This window comes from Bradyrhizobium sp. ORS 285, from assembly GCF_900176205.1.
GTDB lineage: Bacteria > Pseudomonadota > Alphaproteobacteria > Rhizobiales > Xanthobacteraceae > Bradyrhizobium.
The window spans coordinates 878,282-893,031 of sequence record NZ_LT859959.1; the positions used below are offsets into that span (position 1 = coordinate 878,282).

At 66.9% G+C, this 14,750-nt stretch carries 4 protein-coding genes and 1 pseudogene; 4 read left to right on the forward strand and 1 reads right to left on the reverse strand.

Annotated elements, in window-relative coordinates; translation table 11 throughout:
• Positions 1 to 9 precede the first annotated feature (9 nt).
• From BRAD285_RS36585 to BRAD285_RS03925, 4 genes and pseudogenes are all read left to right on the forward strand, one after another.
• A pseudogene (locus BRAD285_RS36585) lies at positions 10 to 2,877 on the forward strand (amino acid adenylation domain-containing protein); the annotation flags it as partial.
• A gap of 3 nt (positions 2,878 to 2,880) precedes the next feature.
• Positions 2,881 to 6,426 carry an amino acid adenylation domain-containing protein gene (locus BRAD285_RS36590; RefSeq protein WP_371507681.1) on the forward strand — a complete coding sequence of 1,182 codons (3,546 nt, stop codon included), beginning with the start codon at positions 2,881 to 2,883 and terminating at the stop codon, positions 6,424 to 6,426.
• Positions 6,427 to 6,440: 14 nt separating this feature from the next.
• Positions 6,441 to 12,485 (forward strand): non-ribosomal peptide synthetase, encoded by a 6,045-nt coding sequence (locus BRAD285_RS03920; RefSeq protein WP_087877573.1) that lies wholly within the window; start codon positions 6,441 to 6,443, stop codon positions 12,483 to 12,485.
• Positions 12,482 to 13,900: an MATE family efflux transporter gene (locus BRAD285_RS03925; RefSeq protein WP_006611676.1), complete on the forward strand. Its 1,419-nt coding sequence runs from the start codon at positions 12,482 to 12,484 to the stop codon at positions 13,898 to 13,900. The genes BRAD285_RS03920 and BRAD285_RS03925 overlap by 4 nt, the downstream gene beginning before the upstream one ends.
• A gap of 562 nt (positions 13,901 to 14,462) precedes the next feature.
• Here BRAD285_RS03925 and BRAD285_RS35145 read toward each other — a convergent pair.
• Positions 14,463 to 14,729 (reverse strand): helix-turn-helix transcriptional regulator, encoded by a 267-nt coding sequence (locus BRAD285_RS35145; RefSeq protein ID WP_139020613.1) that lies wholly within the window; start codon positions 14,727 to 14,729, stop codon positions 14,463 to 14,465.
• Positions 14,730 to 14,750: the final 21 nt, after the last annotated feature.

Here is a 14,750-nt window from a genome sequence, read left to right on the forward strand (position 1 = left end):
ACCATGAACATGGAAGCAAATCGTAACAAGAACCGGGTTGGTCAGGAGGCGCTCGAGCGCGTGATCGCATCGGTGGGTGGGGCGCGGCGTGTGGCCGACATCTACCCGCTATCGCCGCTGCAGCGAGGATTGTTGTTCCACAGTCTGTACGAGCCGGATGCCGCGGTCTACGTGATCTCACTGGCTTGCCGGCTGCGGGGTACGCTCGATCGCGACGCCTTCGAGCAGGCGTGGCGGCTGGTGGTGGCGCGGCATGCCGTGCTGCGCACGGCGTTCGTCGGCCACGATCTCGACGTGCCGCTGCAGGTGGTGCTGCGCGACGCGGCCTTGCCCTTCACTTTTGAGGACTGGCAGCATCTGCCGGCGATGGAGCAGGACGGACGCTTTGCCAAGCTGCAGCGATCCGAACGCAACCGGGGCTTCGACTTCGTACAGCCGCCGTTGATGCGACTCAACCTGATCCGGCTAGGGGATGACGATCACCGGCTATTGTGGAACGTGCACCACATCGTGCTCGACGGCTGGTCGCTGCCGCTGCTGCTCGGCGAGGTGTTTGCAGCCTATTCTGCGCTGAGCCGGCGCGAAGCGCCGGTCCTGTCTCAGGTGCGGCCGTTCAAGGATTATATCGGCTGGCTGCAGCGGCAGGACATGACCAGGGCGGAAGCGTATTGGCGTAGCCGCTTGGCCGGGTTCGATACGCCGGCCTCTTTGACCCTTCCTGGGCCTTCCCGGGACCATGTCAGGGGTGAGCGTTACGCCGCGCTTCATCGCGGCCTGAAGGTTGAGTTCTCTGCGCTCGAAAACTTCGCACGAGAGCACAGACTGACACTCAATACGCTGGTGCAAGGTGCCTGGGCGCTCTTGCTAGGCCGCTACAGCGGCTCCGAGGACGTGGTGTTCGGTGTTACCCTGTCGGGCCGCCCGGCAGAGCTGGCCGAGGTCGAGCGGGCGGTCGGGCTGTTCGTGAATACCTTGCCGTTGCGAGTCGGATTGCCTCATGCTGTGACAGTGCTGGATTGGCTGGGCGAGATCCAGACGCGGCAGAGCGAGCTGACGGAGTATCAATATAGTCCGTTGCCGCTGGTGCAGCGCTGGAGCGAGCTGGCTGAGGGGACCGCTCTGTTCGAAAGCATCGTCGCCTACGAGAACTATCCGGTGGACATGTTGGCGGGCGCGGACGTCGCGCGGAAACTCCGGATCAGCGACGTCCAAACGACGGAACGCACCAGCTATCCGTTGACGCTGCAGATCGTCATCGAAGGATCTGTTGCGGTCAAGCTCATCTATGATGCCGAACGGTTCGCGGCAGCCGCGATGGAGCGGATGATCGCTCATCTCGGCCATCTGCTCGGCGAGATCATCGCAGATCCAGCGCGGCAACTCGGTTCGATCTCGCTGCTGGGCGTCGAGGAGCAGCGTGAGCTGATAGCTCCCGCAAGCGATAAGGCCACGTATCGCCCACAGAGCTGCCTGCACGAGCTGTTCGCCTTGCAGGCCGAACGCACGCCGGAGGTGGTGGCAGTCAGCTGCGACGAGCAGGTGATGAGCTACGCGGCGCTGGACAAGCGCGCCAACCGGCTGGCGCATCATCTGCGCGGGCTCGGCGTCGGCCCGGACGTGGTCGTCGGGCTGTACGTCGAGCGCTCGATAGAGATGGTGGTGGGTGTGCTCGGCATCCTCAAGGCGGGCGGCGCCTACCTGCCGCTCGACCCGAGCCATCCGCCGGAGCGGCTGGCCGGCATGCTGAACGATGCGGGCGCGCGCGTGCTGCTGGCGCAGGATGCCCTGATAGAGGGGATCCCGCCGACGGTCGCTGTCATTGTGCGCTTCGAAGCAGATGGTCAGGTGATCGCAGATTAGCCCGACACGGCGCCGGTGATCACCTGCGATCCGGACAATCTGGCCTATGTGATCTACACGTCGGGCTCGACCGGACGGCCGAAGGGAACGCTGATCAGCCACGCCAGCGTGGTCAGGCTGTTCTCGGCGACCGATGCCTGGTTCGGCTTCGGCGCGCAGGATGTCTGGACGCTGTTTCACTCGCTCGCCTTCGACTTCTCGGTGTGGGAGCTCTGGGGCCCGCTGCTCAGGGGCGGCCGGTTGGTCGTGGTTCCCTACTGGATCAGCCGCTCGCCGGATGATTTTCATGCGCTACTATCGCGCGAAGGCGTGACCGTGCTGAACCAGACGCCCTCGGCCTTTGCCGGATTGATCCGTGCGGATCGCGAGAGGCCCCGGCCGTTGGCGCTGCGCACCGTGATCTTCGGCGGCGAAGCCTTGAACTTCGCCGAGCTGGCGCCGTGGTTCGAGCGTCATGGCGACGTCACCCCGCAGCTGATCAACATGTATGGGATCACCGAGACGACGGTGCATGTGACCTGGCGGCCGGTGCGTCAGGCCGACATCGGTGCCGCCGCAAGCGCGATCGGACGGACCATTCCTGATCTGCAGGCCTACGTGCTCGATCCGCGCATGGAGCCGGTGCCGATTGGCGTCGCCGGTGAGCTGTACATCGGCGGCGCAGGTCTCGCGCGAGGCTATCTGCATCGTCCTGGTCTGACGGCGGAGCGGTTCGTGCCGAGCCCGTTCGGGCAGGGTGAGAGGCTCTATCGCACCGGAGATCTTGCGCGCTGGAGCGCAGTCGGCGCGCTCGATTATCTCGGCCGGATCGATCATCAGGTCAAGATCCGCGGCTTCCGCATCGAGCTCGGGGAGATCGAGTCGGCGTTGCTGGCCGTGTCGGACGTGGAGCAGGCGGCGGTCGTCGTGCGCGGGGAGGGCGGGGATCGCCGATTGGTCGCCTATGTCGTGGCACGTGACGACGCGGCGCTCGATGCGGACGTGATCCGCCAGGAGTTGCAACAGAACTTGCCGGACTACATGGTGCCCTCTGCGATCGTGACGCTCGCGGTGCTGCCGCTGACGCCGAACGGCAAGCTCGATCGCAACGCGTTGCCGGCGCCGGAGCTCGCTTCGACCAGCGGCTATGCGGCGCCACGCGGCCAGACCGAAACGATTCTGGCGTCCATCTTTGCCGACGTGCTCGGCCTGGATCGGGTCGGCATCCACGATGATTTTTTCGCGATCGGAGGCCATTCCTTGCTCGCGACGCAGGTCGTCGCGCGAGCTCAGCAGGAGCTGAATGTCCAGCTCGCCTTGCGAGCTCTGTTCGAAGCCTCGACGGTCGCAGGCTTGGCCGCCCGCTTGAACTCGTCGACGGAGATCAAGGTATCTCCGTTGCTGCCGGCTTCAAGACAGCAGCCGCTGCCGTTGTCGCATGGCCAGGAACGGTTGTGGTTTGTGGAGCAGCTCGGGCTTTCGAACGGCGGTTACAATGTCTCCGCAGCGGTGCGGCTGACTGGGAAGCTGGACGTCGATGCGCTGTCGGCGGCCTTGAGCGAGGTGGTCCGGCGGCATGAGAGCCTGCGCACGCGGTTTGCGGGGCGAGGCGACAGCGCGGTGCAACTGATCGATCCGCCTTGGCCGGTTGTGCTCTCGCCGGAGGCAGTCGCGACCGAGGACGCTGCGCGACAGCGGCTGGTCGCGTTGATGCAACAGCCGTTCGATCTTGCGCAGGACCGGCTGCTGCGCGTGGCGCTGCTGCAGCTGTCGCCGGACATGCATGTGCTGGCGCTGTCGATACATCACATCGTGTCGGATGGCTGGTCGATGGGCGTGCTGGTCGGCGAGATCGAGACGCTGTATGCGGCGTTCTGCGCCGGACGGCCGTCCCCCTTGCCGGAGCTGCCGATCCAATATGCCGACTACGCAGTGTGGCAGCGGCGCTGGCTGGAAGAGACCGCGCTGCAGCGGCAGCTGGAATATTGGACGGTGCAGCTTGCCGGCGCGCCAGGCAGCATCGAGCTGGCGACCGACCGGCCGCGGCCGGCGGTGCCGAGCTTCCGCGGCGCGGTGCACCGGCTCACGGTCGATCAGGCCTGCACGGCGGCGCTGACGCGACTGGCGCGGCAGGACGGCGCGACGCTGTTCATGGTGCTGCTGGCGGCCTTCGACGTGCTGCTGTCGCGCTGGAGCGGACAGAATGATGTCGTGGTGGGCACGCCGGTCGCAGGCCGGACACGGATCGAGACCGAGCGGCTGATCGGCTTCTTCGTCAACATGCTGGCCTTGCGCTGCGACCTGTCGGGGGCGCGGACATTCCGCGACGTGTTGCGGCAGATCAAGGCGACCGCGCTGGATGCCTATGCGCATCAGGACCTGCCGTTCGAGAAGCTGGTAGAGGCGCTGCATCCGGTCCGCGATCTCAGCCGTGAGCCGGTGTTCCAGGTCGTGTTCGCGCTGCAGAACATGCCGCAGCGCGCGAGCGGTCTGCCCGGGCTGACATTGGAGCCGTTCGAGGCGGAGGCGGTGACGGCGAAGTTCGATCTTGAGCTGGCGATGAGCGAGGTCGGGGACGGACTGCAGGCGACGCTGACCTACGCCACGGATCTGTTCGATGCGGCGACGATCGCGCGGCTTGCGGATCACTTCGTGCGGCTGCTTCAGGAGATCGCGGCACGGCCGGATGCGCGGCTGTCGAAGCTGAACCTGCTGAGCACCGAGGAGCGGCAGCAGCTCGAATCGTGGAGCGGCAACACGATCGCCTCTACGCAGGACGGTTGCCTGCATGAGCTGTTCGCCGAGCAGGTGACGCGCGATCCGGCCGCGCTGGCCGTGGTGATGGAGGGCGAGGAGCTCAGCTATGGCGCGCTGGAGCGGCGGGCCAACCAGCTGGCGCATCATCTGCGGACGCTCGGCGTCGGCCCCGACGTGATCGTCGGACTGTGCGTTGAGCGCTCGCTGGAGATGGTGATCGGGCTGCTCGGCATCCTCAAGGCCGGCGGCGCCTATCTGCCGCTCGATCCGCGTTATCCGCCGGAGCGGCTGGCCTATATGCTCGGGGATGCCAAGGTCACCGTGCTGGTGACGCAGGCTGCGGTACGCGAGCGCGTGCCGGCGACGGAAGCGGTCGTGGTGCATCTTGATGCCGACGCTGCGGTGATTGCCGACCAGCCGGAGACGGCACCGCTCACGTCCTGCGATGCCGATCATCTGGCTTACGTCATCTATACGTCCGGCTCGACCGGACGGCCGAAGGGCGTGATGACGTCGCATCGCGGCATCATGAACCTGGCGGATGCGCAGCTCGATCGGCTGCCGCTCACGGCCGGCGATCGCATCCTGCAGTTCGCCTCGATCAGCTTCGATGCGGCGGTGTGGGATCTGGTGATGAGCTGGCGGGTCGGTGCGGCCCTGGTGCTGGCGGCCCAGCACGATCTGATGCCGGGCGAGCCATTGCGTGAGCTGCTCGAGCGGCAGCGGGTGACGGCGGTGCTGCTGCCGCCGGCGGCCTTGGCGGCGTTGCCAGTGACGCCTTTGCCTGATTTGAAGATCCTGATCGCAGGCGGCGAGGCCTGCGCGGCGGAGCTGCTGCGGCCATGGCTCGCGGGCCGCAGCGTGTTTAACGCCTATGGTCCGACGGAGTCGAGCGTCTGCACGACCGTACATCTGTGCGGTGACGAGCGGCGTCCGCCGATCGGCCGTGCCCTGCCGAACACCCGCACTTACGTGCTCGACGCGCAGCTCGCCCCCGTACCAATTGGTGTGGCCGGCGAAATCTACATCGGCGGCGTCGGCCTTGCGCGGGGCTATCTGCATCGGCCGTCGCTGACGGCGGAGCGGTTCGTGCCGAGCCCGTTTGCCAAGGGCGAGCGGCTGTACCGGACTGGGGACCTTGCGCGATGGCGCGCGGATGGCGTGCTGGATTATCTCGGGCGGCTGGACCATCAGGTGAAGCTGCGCGGCTTCCGGATCGAGCTTGGTGAGATCGAGGCGGCGCTGTTGGCGCAAGCCGGCGTCGCGCAGGCGGCGGTGGTGCTGCGTGAGGACGGCGGAGCCAAGCGGCTGGTGGGCTATGTGGTGGCGCAGCCGGACGCCGTCCCCAACAGCGATACGCTGCGCCAGCAGCTGCAGCGGAGTCTTCCGGACTACATGGTGCCCTCGGCGATCGTACCGCTCGCGGCGCTGCCGCTGACGCCGAACGGCAAGCTCGATCGCAATGCACTGCCGGCGCCGGAGCGGCGGCGTGAGCTTGATGGCCAGCTGCCGCGCAATCCGGTCGAGACCGTGATCGCTGGCCTGTTCGCCGATCTGCTCGGCCTGGAGGAGGTCGGCATTCACGACAACTTCTTCGAGCTCGGTGGCCACTCATTGCTTGCCATGCAATTGCTGGAGCGCATGCGAGCTGCACTCGGCATCGCACTGCCGGTCCGCCTGATCTTCATGGACCCGACCATTGCTGGCCTTGCCGAGCATGTCGAGCAGGCACTGGCGAGCGAGATCGAGGCGATGTCCTCGGAGGAGATCGAAATGGCGCTGCAGGATCTGGATGAGACCAGCATCCAGCGCGCGGCGTCTGTGGCCTGATCTGGAGCATTGGGATGACCGACCTTGCGACGTTACGACGAGAGCTGCTGCAACGCCGGCTCGCAGCTGCCGCGGCGGGCCGCCAGTCTGGTCCGCCCGCGATCCCGCGTCGTGGCGAAACAGAAGCGCCGCTGTCGCATGCACAGGAACGGTTGTGGTTTGTGGAGCAGCTCGGGCTGTCGGTCAGCAGCTACACGGTCTCTGCGGCGGTACGGCTGACTGGAAAGCTGGACGTCGACGCGCTGTCGGCCGCCTTGAGCGAGGTGGTCCGGCTGCATGAGAGTTTGCGCACGCGCTTTGCGGGGCGTGGCGAGAACGCGGTGCAACTGATCGATCCGCCTTGGCCGGTTGTGCTCTCGCCGGAGACGGTCGCTACCGAGGACGCTGCGCGGCAGCGACTGGTCGCGTTGATGCAACAGCCGTTCGATCTGTCGGAGGACAGGCTGCTGCGCGTGGCGCTGCTGCAGCTGTCGCCGGACATGCATGTGCTGGCGCTGTCGATGCATCACATCGTGTCGGATGGCTGGTCGATGGGCGTGCTGGTCGGCGAGATCGAGACGCTGTATGCGGCGTTCTGCGCCGGACGGCCGTCCCCCTTGCCGGAGCTGCCGATCCAATATGCCGACTACGCGGTGTGGCAGCGGCGCTGGCTGGAAGAGACCGCGCTGCAGCGGCAGCTGGAATATTGGACGGTGCAGCTTGCCGGCGCGCCAGGCAGCATCGAGCTGGCAACCGACCGGCCGCGACCGGCGATGCCGAGCTTCCGCGGCGCGGTGCATTGGTTCGCGGTCGATCCGCGCTGCACAGCAGCGCTGACGCGACTGGCGCGGCAGGACGGCGCAACGCTGTTCATGGTGCTGCTGGCGGCCTTCGACGTGCTGCTGTCGCGCTGGAGCGGCCAGCAGGATTTGGTGGTGGGCACGCCGGTCGCAGGCCGGACGCGGATCGAGACCGAGCGGCTGATCGGCTTCTTCGTCAACATGCTGGCCTTGCGCTGCGACCTCTCGGGAACGCCGACGTTCCGCGACGTCCTGCGGCAGATGAAGGTGACCGCGCTGGATGCCTTTGCGCATCAGGACCTGCCGTTCGAGAAGCTGGTGGAGGCGCTGCATCCGGTCCGCGACCTCAGCCGCGAGCCGGTCTTCCAGGTCGTGTTCGCGCTGCAGAACATGCCGCAGCGGTCGAGCGGTCTGCCCGGGCTGACATTGGAGCCGTTCGAGGCGGAGGCGGTGACGGCGAAGTTCGATCTTGAGCTTGCGATGAGCGAGGTCGAGGACGGGCTGCAGGCGACACTGACCTATGCCACGGATCTGTTCGATGTCGCGACGATCGCCCGGCTTGTGGATCACTTCGTGCGGCTGCTTCGGGAGATTGCGGCACGGCCGGATGCGCGTTTGTCGGAGCTGAGCTTGCTGAGCACGGAGGAGCGAAAGCAGCTGGAAGCGTGGAGCGGTCGCAGCGCCGCTTATGAGCAGGACCGCTGCCTGCATGAGCTGTTCGCCGAGCACGCGGCACGCGATCCGGCCGCGCTTGCCGTGGTGATGGAGGGCGAGGAGCTCAGCTATGGCGCACTGGAGCGGCGGGCCAACCAGCTCGCGCATCACCTGCAGCGCCTTGGCGTCAGGCCCGACGTGATCGTCGGTCTCTGCGTTGAGCGCTCGCTCGACATGGTCATCGGCGTGCTCGGCATCCTCAAGGCGGGCGGCGCCTATCTGCCGCTCGACCCGCGTTATCCGGCGGAGCGGCTGGCTTACATGCTGGGCGACGCCAAGGTCACCGTGCTGGTGACGCAGGCTGCGGTACGCGAGCGCGTGCCTGCGACGGAAGCGGTCGTGGTGCATCTTGATGCCGACGCTGCGGTGATTGCCGACCAGCCGGAGACGGCACCGCTCACGTCCTGCGATGCCGATCATCTGGCCTACGTGATCTACACGTCCGGCTCGACCGGACGGCCGAAGGGCGTGATGACGTCGCATCGCGGCATCATGAACCTGGCGGATGCGCAGCTCGATCAGCTGCCGCTCACGGCCGGCGATCGCATCCTGCAGTTCGCCTCGATCAGCTTCGATGCGGCGGTGTGGGACCTGGTGATGAGCTGGCGCGTCGGCGCGGCCCTGGTGCTGGCAGCCCAGCACGATCTGATGCCGGGCGAGCCGTTGCGCGAGCTGCTTCAGAGGCAGCGGGTGACGGCGGTGCTGTTGCCGCCGGCGGCCTTGGCGGCGTTGCCGGTCGCGACGCTGCCGGACTTGAAGATCCTGGTCGCAGGCGGCGAGGCTTGCACCGTGGAGCTGCTGCGGCCATGGCTCGCGGGCCGCAGCGTGTTCAACGCGTATGGCCCGACCGAGTCGAGCGTCTGCACCACGATGAATCGTTGCGGTGACGACCGGCGCCCGCCGATCGGGCGAGCCTTGCCGAACACCCGCACTTATGTGCTCGATGCGCAGCTTCAACCTGTTCCGGTTGGCGTGGCTGGCGAGCTGTACATCGGCGGCGTCGGCCTTGCGCGGGGCTATCTGCATCGGCCGTCGCTGACGGCGGAGCGGTTCGTGCCGAGCCCGTTTGCCAAGGGCGAGCGGCTGTACCGAACCGGGGATCTCGCGCGATGGCGCGCGGATGGCGTGCTGGACTATCTCGGCCGGCTCGACCATCAGGTGAAGCTGCGCGGCTTCCGGATCGAGCTTGGTGAGATCGAGGCGGCGCTGCTCTCGCAAGCCGGCATCGCGCAGGCGGCCGTGGTGCTGCGCGAGGACGGCGGCGGCAAGCGGTTGGTGGCGTATGTGGTGGCGCAGCCGGACGCTGCCATCAACAGCGACGCGCTGCGTCAGCAGCTGCAGCGGAGTCTTCCAGAATACATGGTTCCTTCTGCAATCGTCACCCTCAACTCTCTGCCGCTGACGCCGAACGGCAAGCTCGATCGCAATGCACTGCCGGCGCCGGAGTGGCGGCGTGAGCTTGATGGCCAGCTGCCGCGCAATCCGGTCGAGACCGTGATCGCCGGGCTGTTCGCCGATCTGCTCGGTCTGGAGCGGGTCGGCATTCACGACAACTTCTTCGAGCTCGGCGGCGACTCCATTCAGTCGATGCAGCTGGTGTCGCGGGCGCGCGCGGCTGGCCTTGCGATCACGCCGCGGCAGATCTTTCAGCATCAGACCGTCGCGGCGCTGGCGCAGGCGGCAGCTGCCTCGCAGGCTTCGGTCGAGGCCGACGATCCGCTGCAGCCGTCGCCGTTGACGCCGATTCAGCGCTGGTTCTTCGAACGATCAGGGCCCATCCATCACTTCAACCAATCCGCGCTGCTGCAGGTCCCGCCGGACATCAAGCCGGCCCGGCTCGAACGTGCACTGGCGTCGCTCCTCATCCATCACGATGCGTTGCGCAGCCGTTTCATGCGGGATGAGTCCGGCTGGCGGCAGGAGCCGCGTCCCGTCGCAGACGTCGCCGTCACGCTCACGCATGTCGACGTCGCCGAGCTGGCGCCGGAGGTGAGAGTCGAGCAGCTGCACGCCGCCGCCGCCACGCTTCAGAACAGCCTCGATCCCGCGACGGGCCGGCTCGTCGCTGTCGCCTGGTTCGATTTCGGCGCGGATACGCCGGGGCGCTTGCTGTTTGTCATCCATCATCTGGCCGTCGACGGTGTCTCCTGGCGCATCCTCGTCGAGGACCTGATGGCGGCCTACGCGCAGCTCGCGCGCGGCGACGCCGTCGACCTGCCGGCAAAGACGACGTCGTTTGGCCGCTGGGCAACGCGGCTGGCCGACCACGCACACGCCCCCGACATCGTGCAGCAGCTCGACCTCTGGACCTCGATCTGCCGAGACGCTCCGCTCCTCCCAGTTGACCGCACGACGGGCACTCGCCCCGCGACCTATGGCGACACGGACGCCCTGACGATCGATCTGCCTGAGGACGACACCCAGGCGCTGCTGACGATCGTGCCAAAAGCCTATCGCAGCCGCATCAACGACGCGCTGCTGGCGGCGCTCGCGATCGCCCTGGCGGATTGGCGTGCCGCGCGCGGCGGCAACGAGACCGTCAGCCTCGTCGATCTCGAAGGCCACGGCCGCGAAAGCATCTTCCCGAGCGTCGATCTGTCGCGCACCGTCGGCTGGTTCACCACGATGTTTCCGGTGCGGCTTGACGTTGGACAAATCGACCTCGCTGACGCCATCCATGGCGGGCCCGCGGCGGGCGTGGTGCTCAGGCGGATCAAGGATCACCTGCGCGACGTACCGGATGGCGGCATTGGCTGGGGCCTGTTGCGATACCTGAATCAGGACACAGCAAAGACCCTGCAAGACCTGCCGCGCGCGTCCGTCAGCTTCAACTATCTCGGACGGTTCGACGAGCGCGGTACGGCCGGGTGGGCTGCGGCGTCGGAAGACGCCGGTCCCGCGATTGCCGCGGAGCGTGAGCGCGAGCACCTGATCGAGGCGGTGTCGGTGATCCGCGGCGGCACATTGCTGGTCGAGTGGCGCTGGTGGCCGGAGGCGCATGACCGCGCGTCGATCGCGGATCTGGCCGAGCGCTTCAAGGCGGCGCTGAAGGGACTGATCGCGCATTGTCGCGCCTGCGAGCGTAGCCAGTTCACGCGCTCCGATTTCCCTTTGGTCGCGCTCGACGAGACCAGGCTCGCGAGCCTGCAGCAGCGCTATCCCGATCTGGAGGACATCTGGCCGCTCGGTCCGATGCAGCAGATCATGCTGAGCCATGCGCGCCGCGCGCCGGACAGCATCGCCTATCATGAGCAGCTCCAATTGACGCTCGACGGCGCGCTCGATGCCGGCGCGCTCGAGACGGCGTGGCGTGGCCTGATCGCACGGCACGGCGCGCTGCGCGTCGCGTTTCCGGATGACGGCGAGAGACCGGTCCAGATCGTGCGGCGGACACCCGATCCGCGCTGGCGCTTCATCGATTGGGCGGAGCTGCCGCAGGATGGCGTCGACGCGCAACTGGAGGCGTTCCTGCGCCAGGATAGGAAGGCCGGCTTCGACCTCGCCCGCGGCGACGTGCTGCGGGCGTTGCTGCTGCGCCAGTCGCGAACCCGCCACACACTGGTGCTGAGCTTCCACCACATCCTGCTGGACGGTTGGTCCGTGCCGCTCGTGCTGCGCGAGCTGCTGGCGCTCTATCAGGCCGCGCGCCTGATGCGGCCGGTGTCGCTGCCGGAGCCGGTGTCGTATCGCGAGGTCCTGTCCTGGCAGGGCGCCGCGAATGCTGCGCTCACCCGCGAGTTCTGGACCAGCCGTCTGCGCAGCGTCGAGCTTCCCAACCGGCTCGACCTCATCAGTGGCAGCGCGCAGGAGAACGCGGATGCGGCCGGCGAGGTCCAGGCGCGCATTCTCGAACGCTTGACGGCCAAGATCCAGGCCGCTGCGCAAGCACTGCGGCTCACGACGAATACGCTGGTTCAGGGCGCCTGGAGCCTGGCGCTGGCCCGCCACGCCAACACCGGCAGCGACGTGCTGTTCGGCATGACCACGGCCGTCCGGCCGGCGGATGTCGCTGGAGTCGAGCAGATCATCGGGCTCTGCACCAACACGCTGCCGCGACGGGTGACGCTGGCCCCCGAGATGCGTCTCTCGGACTGGCTGGCGGGGCTGCAGGCGCGGCAGGCCGACGAGCAGATGCACGACCGCTGCCTGATGAGCGACATCTGCGGCTGGCTCGATCTGCCGGGCGATCAGCGGCTGTTCGAGTCCGTCGTCGTGTTCGAGAACTATCCGGCCGGCCATGCGCTCACCGCCGGTGAGGGGACCGCGCCCGACGACATCAACGTCGTGTCGTTCAAGAGCGTCGAGGCGGGCATCGATTTCCCGCTGTGCCTCGTGGCCTCCGTCGACAGCTGCATGAGCTTCCGCCTGATCTTCGGACGGCGGCGGTTCGATGCGGATGCCGTCGCGCGCCTGCTCGACGATGTCGTCGAACTGATGCTCGCGATCACAGCCGATCCCGAACAGCGGCTTGCCGATCTCTTGCCGAGCCAACCGCCCTCCGCCGCAACGCCGCGCGCACCGTTCACGGGGACAGTGACGGACACCGCATATGCGGATGCGCGATGACCGGCCATCGCGAGGCGGCCGCCACCGCGGAGTCGGTCGCCGACATCGTGCCGGAGCCGGACCCGATCGCGGACGCAGCGGCGGCGCCGTCGCTGTGGTGGCCGCTGGCGCGCTTCGCGATTCCGCAATCGGCCAGTGCAGCGCTGCAATTGTTGTCCGGGACGGTCACCGCGATCTATTTCGGCCAGCTGCTCGGCGGCTCCGCGCTCGCGGTCGCCTCGGTGTTCTTTCCGATCTTCTTCCTGCTGGTCTCGTTTCTGATCGGCCTGATCTCCGGCGGCATCGTGCTTGTGGCGCGGGCGCATGGCGCTGACGATCCCGATGGGGTCAGGCGCGCCGCCGGCACCACGCTGTGCGTCTGCGTCTGCCTTAGCGTCGCGATCGCGGCCATCGGCTATGGCTTCGCCCCCGCGCTGCTCGGACTGATGGCCACGCCGCCTGACATCATCGCATCGGCCATCGACTATGCGCACGTCACCTTCCTCTCGCTGCCGCCGGTGACATTGCTGTTCGCCTATGCCTTTCTTCTGCGCGGCACGGGCGATGCGAAGACGCCGCTGCTCGTGATGATCGTGTATTTCGGCACCTCCATGCTGCTGACGCCGGCGCTGATCCTGGGGTGGGGCGGATTGCCGAAATGCGGCGTCACCAGCGCCCCCCTGGCCAACATCGTCGCCTGCGCCGTCGCGCTGCCGGTCCTCGTGATGCTGCTGCGCCGGCAGGGCCATGCCCTGGCGCTCGGCAGCGAGCTGATCCGGCGGCTGCGGATCGACCGCGCGCTCGTCGGGCCGTTCTTCGGCCTCGGCATTCCCGGCGGCGTGCAGACCATGGTGGCGTCGCTGGCCGAGGTCGCGGTGATCACACTGGTCAATTCGTTCGGGTCGAACGCGACGGCGGCGTATGGCGCGGTCAACCAGGTGATCGGATATCTGCTCGCGCCGATGCAGGCCGTGGGCCTCGCCGCGACCGTGATCGCGGCGCAGTCGATCGGGGCACGGCGGTTCGGACAGCTCTACCGGGTGGTGCGATCGGCTGCGGTCATGAACGTCGTGGTCGGCGCCGTCAGCGTCGCGGCGCTGTTGGTGTTCGCCGAGACGATCCTGTCCTGGTTCGTCACCGATGCTGCGACCCTGGCGATGGCGGAGCGCGCCCTGAAGCTCATGCTGTGGAGCTACGTCCTGGTGGGACTAGCCGACGTGATCGTCGGCGCGATGCGGGCGTCTGGAACGGTGGCATGGCCCACGGTCATCGCGCTCTCCGGAATCTGGCTGGTTCAAGTGCCCGTCGCCTATCTCTGCTCCGGCGCCGCGGGCCTGGATGGCGTCTGGCTCGGCTATCCCGCCGGCTTCACGGCAGCCCTGCTGGCCCAGCTCGCTTATTTCAGCCTGATCTGGACACCTCGCACCGAGCGCTGACGAGACCGCACGCGGTTGCTCAGCCTCGCGGCGCGCTGTCGCGTCCGAGCTTTGCTTGTCAGGACGCCCTTTCAGAAGAAGGGCGCAGGGAAGGCCGGGTGCAGGCCGCACCCATGGCCCGCCTGCAGAAAGAGTAGCAGGCGGCAGTCACCACAGGATTGGCCGAACAACCGGCCTTCCCTGCACGGTGGATCTAACGGCTGCTCCGTGCTCTCCCAGGGGACCGGGCTTGTTTGCCCCCGTCATCGGCATCGTGACCGACCAAGACACCAGCATCGGGGTGTCGGGACCACACGGCTTGACCGTCCGCGAAGGGTTCGTTCGTCCGCACGCGAAACGCGCACTGCGACCCAGGCGGCCACCGCATCCCCCGCCCCACGGTCCGTGACGATCGCGAAACGCCCCTTCTAGCCGAGCAGGAGACGGCGGGGAGGATCGGTCTGATTTGCCCGACGGCGCAAGGCCGGATTTGCCCGACGGAATGCGGCAGATTGGCACTGAGCGGTTTGTGAATGCCAGGCGGCGGTGTCGAGATAGGGCGGAACGCTTTCTGCCGTTACCATCATGCATATTTTTGAATAATCCGAGCGATCGCTTCCATGGCTAATTTGGCCTCTCGTGACCTTTCGGCAGCTACTCGAATCGTCTCAAGCCAAGGCTCTATTTCTACAGCTGGAATGCAGTCATAGATATTTTCAATTCGAATCCTTAGTCTTTCGCTCGGAAGAATTTTTCTGCTCTTTATCTTAGACAGATGTCCCTGGGTTATGCCCAAGCGATCCGCCAACTCTTGCTGAGTCGCAGGCATCCTCTTCAGGATTTCAGTCAACTGAATGTGGATATCGGGCGG